We start from the raw sequence: 18000 nt of genomic DNA, 5'->3' as shown, positions 1-18000 counted from the left end.
TTTGAAAGGAGATCCCTGCCAAATACCGAATACGTACTGTCGATAAAAGAAAAATAAACAGTGGAGGGATACGATGCTAATCAAGCTTAGAAAAATGAAGTGGGCAGCGGGGATGCTTGCCGCATCGCTTTTTGCTGCGTCTGTCGGCGTTGTGGCAGCAGCAGACGAAACGGCAGTACCCGCTTCCGCCAAGCACATCACGCTTCTGCACACCAATGACATGCATGCGCGCGCCGTGGAGGGAAACTCGGGAGAAATGGGTTATGCCAAGCTTGCCGGCATTATCGACAGCTACCGCAAAGCCAATCCGGAAAGCCTGCTGCTTGATGCGGGCGACGCTACGCACGGGACGACCTTCGCCACGCTGGTGAACGGCGAGAGTGTTGTGCAGGTGATGAACAAGATGGGCTATGACGCGTTTGTTCCGGGCAATCATGACTTCAACTATGGCTACAAGCGGCTGCTTGAGCTTGAACAGATGATGAAGTTCCCGGTTCTCAGCGCTAACGTTAAGGTCGCTAAAGACAATACGTCCTTATTCAAGCCTTATATTATTAAGGAAGTGGATGGCGTGAAGATCGGGATTTTTGGCCTGACAACGCCGGAGACCGCTTATAAGACGCATCCTAAAAATGTAGAAGGCTTGACCTTCGCCGATCCAACCAAAGAAGCTCAAGCTATTGTGGATGAGCTAAAAGACAAGACCGACGTCATCGTTGCGGTAGGCCACATCGGCCAGGACGCCTCCAGCGTCGATACAAGCCTCAAAATCGTCAAAGCCGTAGACGGCATCGACGTCTTTATCGACGGGCATAGCCACACCGTGCTGGAGCATGGTCTTACCGCCGGCCATAACACGCTGATCGCAAGCGCGGGCGAATACACGAAGTACCTTGGCGTCGTGGATCTGTGGGTAGACGGCGGCAAAGTCGTGAAGAAGGAAGCGAAGCTCGAGAACAAAGATACCGCAGCGAGCATCGCGCCTAACGCCGAGATCGCGGATATGGTTGCCTCTATCCAGAAGAGCCAAGAGACCATTCTGGCTGAAGAAGTGGGCACGGCCAGCGTGAAGCTGAACGGCGAACGCGAGCAGGTCCGCACCAGCGAGACAAACCTTGGGAACCTGGTCGCTGACGCGATCCGCGATGCAGCCGGAGCCGATGTTGCCATCACCAACGGCGGCGGCATCCGCGCTTCTATTGACGAAGGCACCATTACAAAAGGCGAGATTATCACCGTCCTTCCGTTCGGCAATCAGATCGTATCGCTGAAGGTCAAAGGCGCCGACATTAAAGCGGCTCTCGAGACCGGCGTATCCGATTACCCGAATTCAAAAGGCGGCTTCCCTCAAGTATCCGGTATCACCTTCAAGATTGACGTAGCCAAGCCTAAAGGCCAACGCGTCCACTCCGTTACCGTTAAGGGCAAGCCATTAAACGAGAAAGCCGATTATCTGCTGGCAACAAACGACTTCATGGCTGCCGGCGGCGATGAATATACAATGTTCACCCCATACCCGCAAGCCGGCATGTACGGTTCGCTGGATGAAGCGCTGATCGCTTACATCACTAAGCTTGGCACCGCCAATTCGAAGGTGGAAGGCCGCATCACCGCGGCAGCAACTCCTGTTGTTGCACAGCCACAGCCTGAGCCTAAACCGGAACCGAAACCCGAGCCCAAACCGGAGCCGAAGCCAGAACCGAAGCCAGAACCCAAACCGGAGCCGGCAAAGCCAGCTGTATATGTAGTGAAGCAAGGCGACACGCTCTGGGCGATCGCCAAGAAGAACAACACCACTTGGCAGAAGCTTCGCGACCTGAATCATATCAAGAACCCGAATCTCATCTACCCGGGTCAAAAAATCAAGCTGCCTGCTGCTTAAGCGGCAGAGCAATCAGGGCTGTTCCCGCCGGGAACAGCCCTTGTCTTGCTTCGCTTGAACGCCGGCGTGTGATCAAGCGCCGCATGGTGCCTCGATGGCCCCGCGCTTCGGGATGCGCGCGCGTTACGCGAACTTAGTAGGCAGCTTGGCTCGACAAGTCCGCGTTAAGTACCGTCTCCGCCTACGTTGCACGATATGCAGTATATGGAGCATTTGAGCCCAGTAGCTGGCTTTAAGTGCCGATGTCCGCCTACGTTGCACGATATGCAGTATATGGAGCATGTGAGCCCAGTAGCTGGTCTTATCCTGCACGGAATGCAGGATATTCGGACATAAGCAGCCGATACGGGCTCATTACGTGCAATATACTGCATTCCGTACAACATATCTCTCGAGCAACCTCTATTATCGCCCGTTATACTGCACTTCGTGCAGCATAACGCTCCCCCCTCGATTATTCCTGCCCCATTTGCTGCACTCCGTGCAATGTATGCTCCTCGGTTCTTACCTTGTAGAGAATCCCGCGTACAGATTGACCGACTAACTAGTTAGCTCTAAGTACCGCCGTCCGCCTACGTTGCACGAAATACAGCATATTGGAGCATTTGAGCCAAGCAGCTGCTCTTATCCTGCACGGATTGCAGGATATTCGGGCTAAAGTATCCAATACGGGCTGTTTTCGCCCGTTATACTGCATTCCGTGCAGTATATCTCTCGAGCAGCCTCTATTATCGCCCGCTATATTGCACTTCGTGCAGCATAGCACTCCCCTCCCACCATTCCTACCCCATATGCTGCACTTCGTGCAATGTATGCTCCTCGGTTCTTACCTTGTAGAGAATCCCGCGTACAGATTGACCGACTAACTAGTTAGCTCTAAGTACCGCCGTCCGCCTACGTTGCACGAAATACAGCATATTGGAGCATTTGAGCCAAGCAGCTGGTCTTATCCTGCACGGAATGCAGGTTATTCGGGCTAAAGTGTCCAATACGGGCTGTTTTCGCGCATTATACTGCATTCCGTGCAGCATATCTCCCAAGCACACTATATTCTCGCCCGTTATATTGCACTTCGTGCAGCATATCTCTCCCTCCCACCATTCCTGCCCCATATGCTGCACTTCGTGCATCGTAAATCAGTAAGAACGAGGTCGAAGTGGAGGTCGAAGCGAGACAAGACCCACAACAAAAAGAGCGGTGCCCCAGGCACCGCTCTTTCCAAGTTACCCTTGAGCCCGCGCGCGCTGGCGGCTCAGGTAGATGAAGTACACAGCTAGATAAATAACATATAGGATACCCGACAGCAGGAACATTGTCGTGTAGCTTGTCGCGGTAACCACTACCCCGAGCAGAATCGAGCCCAGCCCGATTCCGATGTCGAAGAAGTTGTAATACGTCGCGGTTGCGACACCGCGGCGTTCCGGCTGCACGAGGTTGATGACCCATGCCTGCAAGGCCGGGAACATCGCGCCAAAGCCCGCGCCGTAGAATACGCCGGCGAGCAGCAGCATAGCCATGGAATCGGTGTAATAGAGCAATACGCAGCCGATCATACAAAGGATCGCCGTGGGGAACAATACCCAGAACGGTCCCTTCCGGTCGAACAACGGACCGCTTATAAACCGGATCAGCACCTCGCTGATCGCTACAACCAAGAAGAAGTAGCCGGTCTGCGTTATGCCGATGTCCTTGGTGAACAGCGTTACGAAGCTGAGCATGCCGCCAAAAGCAAAGCCGACCAGCGAGCCCAGCATCGAAGGTACAAGCACCTTAGGCTCAATAACTTCAGCCCACGGCGAAGGCTTCACCCCTGCCGCATGAAGCTCCGCTGCTGCCGCCGCTTCAGCCGCGGCAATCTCGACGGACTGAGCGCTTTTTTGCCGAACCAGCAAGGTCAGCACCAATGTAATCGCGAGGAAGACCACTCCGGCTCCGAACAAGCCGGCATAGTCGTACTGATCCAGAAGCCATAAGCCAAGCATCGGCCCGATCGAGAAGGATACGGCATTACCCATTGCGAAATACCCCATCCCCTCTCCCCGCCGCTCAGCGGGAATCGCATCGGATACTAGCGTGCCGTATAGTGCCGTGGCAATACCGAAGCCAAATCCATGAACAACGCGGAGCGCAAGCAGCGCCGAAATGGAGTCGGCCGCATAATAACACGCCATGCCAATAAGGCAGATCGTTACGCCGATCAAGAGCAATTTGCGCTTGCCGAAATGCTTCAGCCCGATGCCAATGAGGAGACGCGAGACAACCGCGGAGAAAGTGAATATGCCCAGCATCATGCCGATCTGCGAGCCGCTACCCCCTTTCTCATCCGCGAAGAGCGGAAGGGTTGGAAGCAGCATTTCAAGACCGAAGAATAAGAATAAGTTAGAGCACGCCAGCAGAATGAAATTTTTCGTCCAGAGCTTTTCTGCCGGTTTCATTAAAATTTACGTTCGATCAGCTTGAAGTCATCATAATGGAAGCCCGGAGCTACGATGCAGGACACCAGAACCGGCTCATCGCCAAGCGGACGCGCCATTTGCCATTCGGTTGCAGGAACAAGCGCCTGCGGATGCTGGCCATTCGCAACGTCGCCTCCAACAATAATTTCTTTGCGCACTTCAGGGTTCTCACCCGTGCCGCCCAGAGTCAGCATAAGCGGGCTGCCGGAATGCCACAACCACAGTTCATCCGAATGGACCGTATGCCAATCCGAGAACTCGCCTGGATGAAGCAGGAAATAAATCGAAGATGCCGCAAAGCGCGGTCCGGAATACGGTTCGCCCAATACCGCCTGCGGAATTTCAAAATTCGCCTTCCAAATCTCCTTGTACCAGCCGCCCTCCACATGAGGCTTCAGTTCAAGCGCCGCTACTAGCGGGGATATTTCTTTTACAGCCGTTGCCGACAATATAGCCCTCTCCTCTCTATCTCTCGCACTATCTATTTGTTAGTTCAGTCCAATGTACTATGCAATGCCCCGATCGTCAATGCACGACTTGTGGATGCAAGGCCTCTTAATCCCAAATCTCGACCCAAATCCAGAAGTCAAAAAATGAGGGACTGTCCCTTATTTGGAACAGTCCCTCCGATCATTATTATTTTATTCGTCCACGTCTACGTAAGGCTGACCGTCCTTAAAGCGTACCAACCCGATACAGGTTTCACGGAGCACGCTCGTTTCCGGTTCGGCAAGCCGATGGTAGATCAGGTACCATTCATTTTCGAATTCAGTAAGAGAAGCATGTCCTGTACCCACCGCGCTTACGGATTCCAAGGTCATCCTGTTATTCTCCGGTACCTCGTAAGGACCAAGAATATGATCGCTGAAGGCATAAGCAATCTGGTATCTTGGATCGCGCGTATCATAGTTGCTCCACGTGAGCCAATAGCGGCCATCGCGCTTTTGCATATGCGGCCCTTCATTATATACCGCGATGTCGCCGGCTGCGGCATCACTGCCCTTGCTGTTATGGATTTGCACGGACAGTTGCACGGGCTCGGATTTGAACGTCGTCATATCCTCCTCCATCGGTACAATCCAGCACTTGCCTTGTCCCCACAGCAGATACGGCTGCCCGTCGTCGTCGACGAATAGATCGGCATCGATAGATTGGCAATGATACTGATTGCGCGTAATCAGCGGACGATCCAGCATATCCTTGAACGGTCCTAGCGGCGAATCGGAGACTGCAACGCCAATCTGCGCCTCAGCAGAGAAATACATATAATATTTCCCTTTGTATTTGGCGATGCCGGGAGCCCAAGCCTGCTTATCAGCCCAACTGACATCGTTTAAGTCGAGCGCCAAGTACGGTCCATCCCAGTTAACGAGATCCTTGCTGTGGAACACGTGAAACTTCTCGTACATCCAGCCGGCGCTGTCCTTCGTCGGGTATAAATAGTAATCTTCGCCGTCGCGCAGGATAAAGGGGTCTGCCCAGAACCCGGGCAATATCGGATTGTTAATTTGCATGCTGCATCTCCTCTATATGAAAGCTATTCCTTTACGGAGCCAAGGGTAATACCGTGAACGAAATAACGCTGCAGGAAGGGATAGATGATTAAGATCGGCAGCATCGTTACGACGATTTTCGCGGCGTTAAACGTCCGCTGGGAGAAGTTGATCAAATCCTCCGGCCTCGTGGAAGACGTGATGGACGGCGCAACTACCAGCTGTTGAATATAAGTTTGCAGGGGGATGTTATGCTGTTTGTTCATTAGAATCAAGCCGTCGAAAAATGCGTTCCAGTGGCTAACGATACTAAATAAGGTAACCGTAGCGATAGCCGGCATAGCAAGCGGCACCGCGATGGTAATAAGCGTGCGCCACGGTCCCGCACCGTCCATTTTGGCCGATTCGTTAATTTCCTTCGGCATGCCCCGGAAGAAATTCATCAGCAATATGACGTTGAAGATAGGAACCGCCGTCGGAAGCACAAGCGCCCAGATCGTATCCGTCAAATGAAGGCTCTTTACGACCATGTACCAAGGGATTAACCCGCCCGTGAACATCATCGTAAACACGATAACCCACATGTAGATGTCTCTACCCCGGAATTCTTGCCGTTCCTTCGCAAGCGGATAGGCCATCATAATGGTTAACACGAAATTAATGGCCCCGCCAAGCAGCACCCGCTTAACCGATACGCCAAAGGCGTCGAAAAACCGGCTGTCCTTAAACATATACTCATAGGAATAAAAAGTGAAATCCTTAGGGAACAAGGTGACTGCACCCGATGCTGCCGCCGACTTGCCGCTGAAAGACAACGAAACGACATTGACAAGCGGGAGCAGACACAGCAGGGTAATAAGCAGCATAACGAGCGTCAAAACAATATCAGTAGTCCTGATTCCGCGTTTGCCTGTAAGCGGCATGGGACACTTCCCTTCTCCATTACAAAAATGCGTTCTCTCGTGCTGCTTGCTAGAAAATGCGATAGCCCGCGAATCTTGCAGCCAATCTGTAGGAAACAAAGATAAGAATGAATCCAACGACCGACTTCAAAGTTCCCACTGCTGTCGCTAAACCATATTGATATTGTACAAGTCCGATACGGTAGACATAGGTGTCGATAATGTCTCCCGACTCATAGACCAGCGGATTGTATAGGTTATAAATTTGATCAAAGCCTGCGTTAAGAATATTACCAATGTTCAGCGTGGATACGAGAATGATCGTCGGCAGGATTCCCGGAAGCGTGACGCTCCAGATTTTGCGAATCCGCCCTGCTCCGTCTATAGAGGCTGCTTCATACAACGACGGGTTTATTGCCGTTAGTGCCGCTATGAAGATGATCGTATTAAAGCCGAATTCCTTCCATACGTCGCTCAAGACAACGACAACCGGGAACCAGTTGTTGCTGCCGAGGAAGAAGATCGGCTCGCCGGTAATGGACTTTATTACCTGGTTAACAATGCCGTTCTGCGAAAGCATATCGGTCAAAATTCCCGCCAAGATAACCCACGAGAGAAAATGCGGCAAATAAATGATGGTCTGCATCCATCTTTTCAACCGGTTAAAGACGATTTCATGAAGCAATAACGCGGTAGATACGGGAATAAGCACATTCATAAGCATTTTCATGACAGAGATAAAGATCGTATTGAAGAAAATGGTCTTGCTGTCATCCAGCTCGAACATATACTTAAAATTTTCTAAGCCAACCCATTTGGAGCCCCATATCCCTTTGACGGGAATAAAGTCCTGAAACGCAATCGCCATTCCAAATAGCGGAACTATTCCGAAAATTACAAGGAGGATCATGCCCGGCGCCAGCATCAGATGATAATGCAACGTACTTTTGGAATCTCGCAAAGCTCCCACTCCATCCTTAAGCAAACTCTAATTTCACCGGAGCTTAAGCCTTTGCCTTAAGCTCCGGTGCCTCGCCTTAATGATTATTTTGCTGCTTCGGCGACTTCCTTCGTAATTTCGTCGCCGCCTTGCGACTTCCATTTCCCTACGAACGAATCAAACGAATCGACCGGCTCGTTACCCATAATAATCTTCAGGAAGGTTTCGTCCTCCAGCTTGCGAAGGTTCGCCCACTTGGTGCGCATCGTGTCCGTCTGATCGTAATAGACGCCAACATTGCGATTGATCTTGTCATCCTGAATCAGAGGAAGAGCGCCTGTCAGGAACGCATGTCTTTGCGACCATGCCGCCAAATCCTTTTTCGGATTTTCTTTATCCTTCAAATAAGAGTTATAGATTTGCTTCGCTTCGCCTTGCAGCGTATCCGCGCCTGCTTTGCCGTCGATGACGTCTTGAACGAGCTTCGCCTTCTTCTCTTTATCGTCATAATTGCTTAACAGCAAAGAGAACGGCATATTCATCCAGTTGTAAGCATCTTTTTGAACAATGCCTTCGCCTTGCAGCTGGTCCGTATCAAATTGCATGTTGAGCGTTTTTAAAACAGCCTCCGGATGCTTGAAGCCTTTCTTCACAACCAGATATCTGGTTGTAGGGGAGGCCATATGCGTATTCATTTTCCCCTCTTGGTCAAGAGGCGCCAGATAAGATACCCATTCCGCCTTGGAATCCTGCGCAACCGAATCGGCCAGTACGCCAAACGGCAGCCACCATGGCCCGAAGAAAATACCCGCCTTGCCGCTGACGACAAGCTCGTTAACCTGCTCGTTCTTCTTCACCGCGAATTCTTTGTCGATTACGCCTTCTTGCACCCAGCCTCGGATTTTGGCCAGAGCCTCTTTCACTTCAGGCTGAATCGAGCCATAAACCGTATTGCCGCTTGCATCCTTCGTCCACAATTGCGGATAAGCGTTATAGGCACTAAAGATGGAGTCGAAGCCGAATACGCTCGTACCGATGTTGACGATCACCTGATTGCCCAATAGACCAACGGAGCCTTTCTTGTCCATGAACGCTTTCGTTACGTTAATAACGTCGTCCATCGTTTTTGGAGCTTCCAGCTGGAGCTCATCGAGCCAGTCTTGGCGTACCCACACCATGTTCTGGGCATCCGCGCCAGGGCTTACGTTAGGGAAGGCCATAAGCTTGCCGTCGAATGTCGCGGATGCAAGACTGTAGCCATTCGTGGAATCATAAGCTGCTTTCAGCGACGGCGATACGAAGCTCTTGTAAGTAGAGGTCAAATCCTCGATTAAATCCGCATTGACCAATTGCACCAGCTGCTGCTTGTCGACGATCATGACATCCGGGATGTCGCCGGTCGAGAGGGTAAGTCCAACCTTCTGCGTGTAAGCATCGCCGGTTGCCTGCCATTCGTTCGTATATTTCACGTTAAGCTTCTCTGCGAAATAGCGGGTCAGTTCATTATCTTCAATCGTCGAACCGCTAGGCAGCTTCGGGTCTACCGCCGCTTCCTTGCCGATGCTGATCGTTACCGTCTCCGACATCGGCGCGTAAGGATCCGCCGGTTCCGCCGTTCCGCCGTTAGATGCATTTCCGCCTGCGTTATTGCCGCTGTTAGCATTTCCGTTGTTTCCGGAGCATGCAGCCAATACCATCAGAGCGCTAATGATGAGTATGCTAAGTGCTTTTTTCATTTCTGTTTTCCCCCTGACACATCATTTAGGATTACATCCCCAGTATAAGCCCGCTGCCCGAAAGTAAGGGTCAGAGCAAGGTTCACAAACAGGTGTGATTTTGTATCCGCTCTCATCAAGGGTTTAGGGCAGCCGGCAACATTACTCTCCGTTCCGGCTGACAATCTTCTTACCTTGCCTTATTCCCTCTCCCATTGCTTCCGGAAGTCCGAAGGCAATACTCCTATTTCCTGCATGAACAGCTTGCTGAAATATTTCTCGTCCTTAAAGCCGACAAGCTGGGCGATCTGATAGATTGGCGTATTCGTGTGCGCGAGCAGCTTCTTCGCCCGGGACATTCGAATTTCCGTCGCATAGTCATTAAACGATTTCCCGGTTACGTTCTTGAAGCATTGGCTGAAATACGTCCGGCTCATGCTGGCAATGCCCGCAATCTCGTTCTGGCTGAAATCCATCTCTTCCTGTTCATGCATATACTGAATGGCTTTATAAATCACGCGCAGAATATCGTCGCTGTATTTGGTCCTGCATACGATGCTTCGGAGCTTGTCGCGCTCCTCATCAAGCACAGACCGGCATTCCTCCCACATGCGAAGCGGCTCCAGGCGAAAAATAAGCTGCATCGACCATTCGACCATGAGGAGCAAGCGGCCACTCTCGAGCAAAGCAGGGAACAGCAGGCTCTTTAATTCGCTCATCGGCAGTCTTATCGCCGTCGTATCCCGCAGCAATTCCTCGTACGTCTCGTTGCTATAGATCCATTCGAGCTTGTTCCACCGCTCTCCAAGCTGTATCTTCTCCGGGTTAAGCGGCTCCTTCTCTTCGTCGGCCCTCCACTCCCAGAACCTCAACATTTTCGTAAAATCGTACAGCAAGCCGGCGGCCAAATAGCCATGAAGCTTGTCCACCGCACCGCTCAGCGATTCATGCCCTAAGCCGTGCACGAGCACCGGCAGGCAATTCGCTTCCTTAATATCGTTAATCAATGATTGCTCCTCTGATTTCCCAACTCCATCGAGCGAGAGAAACCAGCATCGCCGCTCCAGATAGTGAATGATATGACCGGCTGACAGCTTGCGTATTAATTGACCAGCCTTCTCAACTTCCTCAAGCTCGAGAACGACCATTACGCGGTCAAACGTCCGCACTTCCGGCACAGGCCTTGCTTTTACCTTCTCCTCATAGCTATGCGCAACGCGTTCAAGCACCTCGTCCATCACATCGGTCTCCAGATCGTTCTTGACGATATAATCAATGGCCCCAAGCCTTATCGCTTTCTGGGCAAAGGAGAATTCCTCATGACAGGACAATACAACGGCCGAGGCGGCCGGATATTTCCCATTCATCTCCTCGATCAGCTCGAAGCCCGACATCTCCGGCATCATCAAGTCGGTAAAGACCAGATCAACCTCGAGCGTTTCCAGCAGTTCCAATGCCTTTCGGCCGTTACCCGCTTCGCCGACAACCTCCATATCGTATTTGGACCAGGGCATCATGGAGATCAATCCGCGCCTGACCAGCTTCTCATCGTCAACTATAATGACCTTCATGGCTTAGCCTCCTCCTCATGCATGGGCATATGAATCGATACCGTCGTGCCTTCCCCTATCTGGCTGTCTATCCGCAGCTGGCTGGCTCCGCCCGTGAAGCTGCTCAGCGTCCTCACCACATAATTAAGACCGATACCAAGGCCCGAAATATTGTTTTTCCTCGTATCCGACTCGAGCAGCTCCTTGATTTTCTCCGGACTGATTCCGTTTCCGTTATCCTTGACCATCAGAACGAGCATGCCTTCCCGCTCCTCCGCGGTTACCTCTATGATTCCTTTCTCGTCCATCATCCCGTGATACAGGGCGTTCTCCACAATAGGCTGCAAAATAAAGCGGGGGAGCGGCGTTGCCAGGAACGGCTCGGGGATACTGTACCGGACATCAAATTCGAAATCGTATCTGATCTTTTGCAGCTCGACATAATCGTTCAAGGATTCGATCTCATCCTTCAGCGTCACGATAGCGCCATCCTTGGCCAAATTATATTTCAACACCTTGGTGAATAACGAGAGGAAACGGTCGATTTCATGCTGTCCTTTCAATCGTGCGAGCCACTGAGCGGTATTAAGCGTGTTGTACAAGAAATGCGGGTTGATCTGGGCCATCAGCTTCTCCATCTCAATCTCTTGCTTCTCGCTTGCTTCCTTTGCCACTTCCATAATCAATTTCTGGATTCTGAACTGCATATCGTTAAAGTTCTGGATGAGAAAATCAAACTCTCGTAGTCCCGTCATTTGAAAGTTCGCGTTGGGCTCCTGACTGATGACGGCGGAAATCCCCTTGCGTATGCGGTGAAGCGGCGAGATGACGACCTTCCAGGTCCGGAAGGCGGACCAAATGCTAATTAATAGCCCCAGCACAACGATGAAGGCATATTTGACGAACCAATCGCGAATCTCCTTCTGGTATTCGCCTTTTTCCACGAATACGCCAAGTCTCCATCCCTGACTGCCCGTTACCTCGTGGAAATAATAACGCTTCAGCTTGCCAGGATCATAAGTACTGCCGATCGGAGTCAGCTCGGGCTTATCGCTGAAGAGAACGGTGCCGTCTTTGTCCATCAGCAAATGGGAGACCTTCATCCCGTACTGCTCTTTGTTAAGTATATTTTTAATGACGCTAACATTCGTTTCCGCATACACGAGCAGAGGATTGCCCGGATCCGTAATGCCCCCCACGCTCCGCACAATGGAGAATACGGGAATGTCATTGTATTTATAAAGGGTTAAGTGCGGGCCGTTGAAGACATGATCGGAATGGACGGAGAGCTTCGGCAGGCTGTCGAAATCCGGGTGCAGGTCTCTCGTAATATAGTTGTTGTACTGGATCTCTCCCGTGGTTGTATCGTAATAAAAGACCAATCCAATCGTTGGATTGGAGGCATTAAGAATCCCCATATTGCGCTGGATGTTAACCACGAGCTGGGATTTCTCGTAATTGTCCTCGCTTGTCTGCAGCGCTTCCATATCCCTTCCGACAAAGCCCTGGTAAGACATCTGCTGGGATACGTCATAAAGATTCTCTAACGTTTCCTCTAATGAGCGGCTTACCCGCTGCAAATTCTGTTCAATGCCCTTCTCGATTTTGTTGTACAAAATATTGTAAATGGAGTACACGGTCAATATCCCGACCAACACCAGCGGTATGACGGAACTGACCAGCAGCGTCCAATACAGCTGGCCGCGCAGCGTATCCCAGCCGAATAAACGCTTGATATAGGGGACTTCTCTCTCATCCATAGCTTTCACCTGCTCTGCTATATTTTGAACAACCACACTATATCACAATTTGCGCGCTGGTATTTTCTTAATACTTTGTTTTTCATTGCATGACAAAAAAGCGCACCGGTCGATAACCAGTGCGCTTTCCTTCATATCCCCATCCGTCAAGCCGGATAGTTTCGAATACCGAAATCAATCAAATCGTAGATGCCGATAAGGTTAATGACCGCCATCACGCCTAACAGCAGCCCGTACACGCCGAACTTCAGCGGCTGCACCCGGGCAAGCAGGCGGTTCGCCAGCTTGAAGATCAACGCGAAGAGCGCCCACGAATAGTAGAAAGAATACAGGATCAGACCGTTCTCCTTGGTCCCCCAGCCTACGGCGAATAGAATAACGAAGGAGAAGGCAAGCCAGAACATACAGATCTGCGCAAACCGGTCTTTGTAGTGAAGCAGGAAGCCGATTACAGCCAGCACCAGAATGATTACGCCAAGAATATTAAGCGAATCTACCAATCTAAGCTGATAGGAGGCATGCTCGAAGGTTGTCCGGTCCTCGCCGGCGCTTGGCCATACGAAGCAGGAGGCGAAGAAGTTAACGTACTGATACCATTTGTCGAGCGTCGTTACCTCAGCTCCGGAGAAAGCCATCAGTCCCTTGTACTCCGTATGGGTCTCGAGAATAACCGGAAGCTGCCCGAAGAGCGTAGCCGCAGCCAGGAACTTGAAGGCGTTCACCGCCATATCCTTGATCCATTCCTTCAGCTTCCTTGCCTGGGACAACAGCGGGAACAGGATACCCGTCGTCACAAGGGAGCCTACCGCTCCAATGAAGAAGAAATCCCTCCGCCCCCACTGGAACAGATACGAGTAGATGAACAGAATCAGCCAGAATACCGCGAATATGTACTGCTCGATATTCAACATAAATAACAGGAAAGGATAAGAGAAGGACATAAAGAGCAGGAAGAAGACTTTGTCCATCGACTGCAGCTTCATCATTCTGGCAAGCAGAATCATGGCGAACTGCATGACGAACACATGGATGATCTGCATCATAATCGGATAGCTGTTCGGGATAAAAAAGAGCACCTTCGACAGGATCATCGCAATCAGAGCGAACGGAGCGGCATACAAGCCGAACAACGGCTGACGGATATCGTTCTCGTACGTGCCGATATTCAGGAACGCGTTGCTCTCTACCTGGTCGATCGAGTCTGCCGTATACACGACGTCATACGGAATGATCTTGCCTGCTGCATCATGCGCTCCATAAAACACGTTCGTCAGGTTATAGATAATAAGAATGGCAACCGCCATGATTATACTTGCGATGATCCAATACCGCCGCTCCAAACGATCCAGACCGGTAATGAGCTCCTTCGCCGTTGCATAGAACTTCGGCAGGAACCAGCAGAGCACCAGGAACACCGCAAGAAGCGAGCAGATCCCAAGCGCAATGGAAATCACCTTGTCGTTATGGCCTCCGATATCGAGGCCGATTCGGTCGAATACCTCGCCGGAGAGCTTGCTGTACTTGATGTACGAGTATTGCGTCAGGTAATACACGCCCACCAGAGTAAACAAGGCGGCGAAGAAAATCCGTCCCGGACTCAGCTCCTGCGTAACCTTCTCCACAACCTGGCGCTTATACGTCAACCAATACAATAACAAGAGAGAGCATAACAGACCGATAAGCACATTAACGGCCGATCCCCTTAACGTAAGCAAGGCTGTCATGCAGGCTCCCGAAGCAATAAACAGCAGACGAAGAATAGAACTTCTGACTGGCATCTTGACTCCTCCTAATATGGCAACTCAACTCTTATACCGGGTAGTACTCCGCTCCAAACCGAATGAGATCGTACAGGCCCTGGGCGTTCAGCCCGATCATGACGACAAGAAGCAGCGCATGAACGGAATATTTCACCCAATGGTGCCGGGCCAACAGTTTATCTATCAGCATGAAGAGCAGAGCCATGAAAGCCCATGAGAAGTACAAGCTGTACAGAATAAGCCCGTTCTCAGCCGTCCCCCAGCCCACTACGCACAGCATAACAAAGGAGAAGCTCACCCACAGGACGCAAATTTTCATAAAACGCTGCTTGTAATGCAGCAGGAACCCGGCTACGGCCAAGATCATCAGAATTAAGCCGAGGATATTCAAGGAATGAACCGCATGAAGCTGATACGAGACATGCTCGAAGGTCGTTTTGTCGACACCGGCGCCGGGCTTCACGAAGCAGGAGGCTACGAAGTTCACATACTGCAGCCATTTGTCCCCGGAGCTGATGGCAGCCCCCGTAAACTCCATGTTCTCCTTCACCGACGAGACGACTTCAAGCAATAACGGCAGACGGCCGAACAGGACCATAATGACAAGCGCCTGCAGCGCTACCCTGCCCGTATCCTTAAGAATTCCCTTTAGCTGCTTCGACTTCGACAATAACGGGAATAATACCGCGCTTGTCAGAAGCGAGCCTGCCGCACCGATAAAATAATACACCTTCGGCCCCCAGCCGAACTGGCAGGAATAGAGGAAGAGAATCAGCCAGAACAGCGAGAAAATATACTGCTCCATATTCAGAGAGAACATCAGCACCGGATAAGACGCATTCAGGAACAGCAGGAAAATCAGCTGGTCGATCGACCGCAGCTTCAGCATCCGGCTGATCAGAATCATCGCCATCTGCAGCAGGAGCACCTGAATGATCTGCATCATAACCGGGTAGCTGTTCGGAACGAAAAAGAGCAGCTTCGAAATGACTACGCCAACTAGCGCGAATGGCAATGCGAACAGGCCAAACAGCGGCTGCTTGAGGTCATTTTGCACGGAGCTGATGTTGAGGTACACATTGCTGTCCACCAGATCCGCCGTATCGGTCGTGTACACGACGTCGAATCTGACAAGCTCCCCGCTCTGGTCACGGGTCTCATAGAAAACGCTGCTCACGTTAAACGCGATGATAACGACGACAGCAAGCAGGAGCGTGGAGATGATCAGGTACCTTTTCTCCAGCTTGGTCAAATTTCTGGCGAACTCCAGAACCACCGCGGCTAGCTTAGGCCATAGCAGATAGACGCACAGGAACAGGAAATAGAAAGCGACGATTCCCACGATAATCGAGATCGCCGCGGCAATCTCGTCGCTATACGGCATATAGCCCGAATCCTGCAGCATTTCCCTCACGTTCTTCAGCGTTCTCTGCTTATAGAAGTAATCAATCATGCTGACGTCTATCGCGACAGCAAAGATAAGGGGAAGAAGGATGTCCTTCTTCCGAATGACCGGGATCACCTTGTTTAGATACCCGGACGTATAGGCTGCCCAGCACAAAATAAGAAAGGAGCACAGAACACCGATGGCGACATGGAAGGCTGTTCCCTTCAAAGAGACAAGCCCCGTCATCGCCGTTCCGGATAGAATAAAGGCTCCTTTCATCAGATGCGCCTTGGCAGTTACCGTAGTCATATGTAAGCCAGCACTCCTAACCTTGGTGACATCGACATCATCTGCGACCGAATGCGGATACGCCATACGCTAACCCGCAATCCCATGTAGAAGATAGCCGAGCAGAATGCCCAGCACGAGACCCCCGATGATCTCGAGCCGCGTATGCCCCATGCTCTCCCGTAGTTTTGTAGGCTGAATCGCCGAAGAATCCGATGTCATGATATTAATCGCTACCGCATGGCGCCCGACCGCCCTCCGGAGCCCCGTCGCATCTATAATGACGATAAACGTAACCGCAACGGCGAGCGCGAACATCGGGCTGTTGAAGCCCTCCGACAAGCCGATCAGCATGGAAGGCGTCGTGACCACCGTCGTATGCGTGCTGGGGAATCCCCCGTTGCCAACGCGCTGCTTCGCTTCTTTGCCGAAGCGAATATAATTGATCATAAATTTCAAGATACCGGATACGAACCACCCGATGAGAGGTGCCAGAAAATAAGGCAGAACAACCACTCCCTGCTATGCTCTAGATATGAAGGCTATGCCGCCCACGATGAGGACAAGCCCCGCGATTTTGTACGTGTTGATGGATTCCCCGAAGAAATAATAAGACGCCACCAGCACGATAATATAAGCCAGACTGACAAACGGATACGCGTAGCTGAGCTCCACCTTGCGCAGCACGAACATCCAGATGAGCGCGCTCGCCCCGTACAGGAAGATACCGCCGGCATTATAGAGGTTGAGCATGCGAAGCGGTCCGGACATCGACTCGTTCGGATGCATCGCTCCGAACTTCAGAAGCACCTGCCCCGCCGCACCCATAATAACAGACACCAGAATCCATACCATATTCCACATGAGTATCACCACTTATTCCAAGAAGAGTAGAATCAAGATAACCGAAATACCGTAGAGCACAACCGTAACCAGAATAGGCTTATCCTCGAGAAGCACCTTATCCGGCTTGCCGCCCTTGCCTTCCATATGGACGAGATACAGATAACGGAATACCCCATAGATAACGAACGGGATCGTCCACATCAATTGGACCGTCCGGCCGGAGGTGAAGGTGAACAGCGAGTAAGCCATAATCGTAGCCGTCGTAACGATGTTACTCATCTGATCGAGCAATTGAATGGAATATTTCTCAAGCACCTTCCGGTGCCCCTCCTTCTCATTCTGAAGAAGGAAGATTTCGTGTCTCCGCTTGCTGATCGCAAGGAACAGGGATAAGAGCATCGTGCATACGAGAAACCAAGGTGTAAGGGGAACATCAATCATTAATCCGCCGCCAATCGCGCGAAGCACGAATCCGAAGGCGATAATCATAACGTCCATAATAACGACATGTTTGAGCTTCATGGAGTAAGCGACATTCATGAGGAAGTACACAAGAAGCAGTCCGCTGAAGAGAGGGTTGAAGATAAAGGCCGTTGTAAGTGAGGTCGTGAGGAGCAGGAAGCCAAAGACCAAAGCGACATAAGGGTTAACCGCGCCCGAAGCGATAGGTCTATACCTCTTCTCCGGATGGTTGCGGTCGGCTTCTCTGTCGAAGAAGTCATTTAGGATATACACGCACCCGGATACAAAGCAGAATAGAAAGAATCCGATGATAACCTGCCAGAACAACGACCAGTGCAATAAGCTGAGCGAGAATATGGGGGCTGCGAATACCAGCGCATTCTTCGTCCATTGTTTGGGCCTTAGAAGCTTAATTAATGATATGGGTACGCCTGGATGGGCCTGGGCCAAGCTTTTACCCATTTGAATTTCCGGTTCCAAGTCCTCTACCTCCTCCAACGATCTGTATAAGAGATTAACTTGGGGCTATCGTAACATTATTAACGTCATTAAATGTAGC

14 protein-coding genes are annotated in these 18000 nt (G+C 51.2%); 1 reads left to right on the top strand and 13 read right to left on the bottom strand.

Features of this window, described 5'->3' with window-relative positions; all coding sequences use genetic code 11:
• Positions 1 to 73 precede the first annotated feature (73 nt).
• Positions 74 to 1882: a 5'-nucleotidase C-terminal domain-containing protein gene (locus tag PJDR2_RS02340; RefSeq protein WP_012772440.1), complete on the top strand. Its 1809-nt coding sequence runs from the start codon at positions 74 to 76 to the stop codon at positions 1880 to 1882.
• A 1223-nt stretch (positions 1883 to 3105) separates the two neighbouring features.
• Here PJDR2_RS02340 and PJDR2_RS02335 read toward each other — a convergent pair.
• The 13 genes from PJDR2_RS02335 to PJDR2_RS02275 form a co-directional block, all read right to left on the bottom strand.
• Positions 3106 to 4317 carry an MFS transporter gene (locus PJDR2_RS02335; protein WP_012772439.1) on the bottom strand — a complete coding sequence of 404 codons (1212 nt, stop codon included), beginning with the start codon at positions 4315 to 4317 and terminating at the stop codon, positions 3106 to 3108.
• Positions 4317 to 4787, bottom strand: a complete 471-nt coding sequence (locus PJDR2_RS02330) for a cupin domain-containing protein (protein WP_012772438.1) — start codon at positions 4785 to 4787, stop codon at positions 4317 to 4319. The genes PJDR2_RS02335 and PJDR2_RS02330 overlap by 1 nt, the downstream gene beginning before the upstream one ends.
• 192 nt (positions 4788 to 4979) lie before the next feature.
• Positions 4980 to 5852: a family 43 glycosylhydrolase gene (locus PJDR2_RS02325; protein WP_012772437.1), complete on the bottom strand. Its 873-nt coding sequence runs from the start codon at positions 5850 to 5852 to the stop codon at positions 4980 to 4982.
• A gap of 23 nt (positions 5853 to 5875) precedes the next feature.
• Positions 5876 to 6754 carry a carbohydrate ABC transporter permease gene (locus tag PJDR2_RS02320; protein WP_012772436.1) on the bottom strand — a complete coding sequence of 293 codons (879 nt, stop codon included), beginning with the start codon at positions 6752 to 6754 and terminating at the stop codon, positions 5876 to 5878.
• A 49-nt stretch (positions 6755 to 6803) separates the two neighbouring features.
• Positions 6804 to 7694 (bottom strand): ABC transporter permease, encoded by an 891-nt coding sequence (locus tag PJDR2_RS02315; RefSeq protein ID WP_012772435.1) that lies wholly within the window; start codon positions 7692 to 7694, stop codon positions 6804 to 6806.
• An 83-nt stretch (positions 7695 to 7777) separates the two neighbouring features.
• On the bottom strand, positions 7778 to 9409 hold the full coding sequence (locus PJDR2_RS02310) for an extracellular solute-binding protein (protein WP_012772434.1): 1632 nt from the start codon (positions 9407 to 9409) through the stop codon (positions 7778 to 7780).
• Between the two features lie 179 nt (positions 9410 to 9588).
• Positions 9589 to 10959, bottom strand: a complete 1371-nt coding sequence (locus PJDR2_RS02305; RefSeq protein WP_012772433.1) for a response regulator — start codon at positions 10957 to 10959, stop codon at positions 9589 to 9591.
• Positions 10956 to 12698, bottom strand: a complete 1743-nt coding sequence (locus tag PJDR2_RS02300; RefSeq protein WP_012772432.1) for a cache domain-containing sensor histidine kinase — start codon at positions 12696 to 12698, stop codon at positions 10956 to 10958. Before PJDR2_RS02300 ends, PJDR2_RS02305 begins: the two co-directional genes overlap by 4 nt.
• Positions 12699 to 12844: 146 nt before the next feature.
• Positions 12845 to 14476 (bottom strand): hypothetical protein, encoded by a 1632-nt coding sequence (locus PJDR2_RS02295; protein WP_012772431.1) that lies wholly within the window; start codon positions 14474 to 14476, stop codon positions 12845 to 12847.
• Positions 14477 to 14507: 31 nt separating this feature from the next.
• Positions 14508 to 16154 (bottom strand): hypothetical protein, encoded by a 1647-nt coding sequence (locus PJDR2_RS02290; protein ID WP_012772430.1) that lies wholly within the window; start codon positions 16152 to 16154, stop codon positions 14508 to 14510.
• 69 nt (positions 16155 to 16223) lie between these two features.
• The gene (locus tag PJDR2_RS02285; protein ID WP_041613832.1) at positions 16224 to 16640 is read right to left on the bottom strand and encodes a divergent PAP2 family protein; all 417 of its coding nucleotides are present in this window, start codon (positions 16638 to 16640) and stop codon (positions 16224 to 16226) included.
• Positions 16641 to 16655: 15 nt separating this feature from the next.
• Complete coding sequence (locus PJDR2_RS02280) at positions 16656 to 16997, bottom strand: EamA family transporter (RefSeq protein ID WP_041613256.1); 342 nt, start codon at positions 16995 to 16997, stop codon at positions 16656 to 16658.
• Positions 16998 to 17009: 12 nt separating this feature from the next.
• Positions 17010 to 17903: a decaprenyl-phosphate phosphoribosyltransferase gene (locus PJDR2_RS02275; RefSeq protein ID WP_041613830.1), complete on the bottom strand. Its 894-nt coding sequence runs from the start codon at positions 17901 to 17903 to the stop codon at positions 17010 to 17012.
• Positions 17904 to 18000: the final 97 nt, after the last annotated feature.

This window comes from Paenibacillus sp. JDR-2 (assembly GCF_000023585.1).
Classification (GTDB): domain Bacteria; phylum Bacillota; class Bacilli; order Paenibacillales; family Paenibacillaceae; genus Pristimantibacillus.
This window is presented reverse-complemented; position numbering and strand designations above follow the sequence as displayed.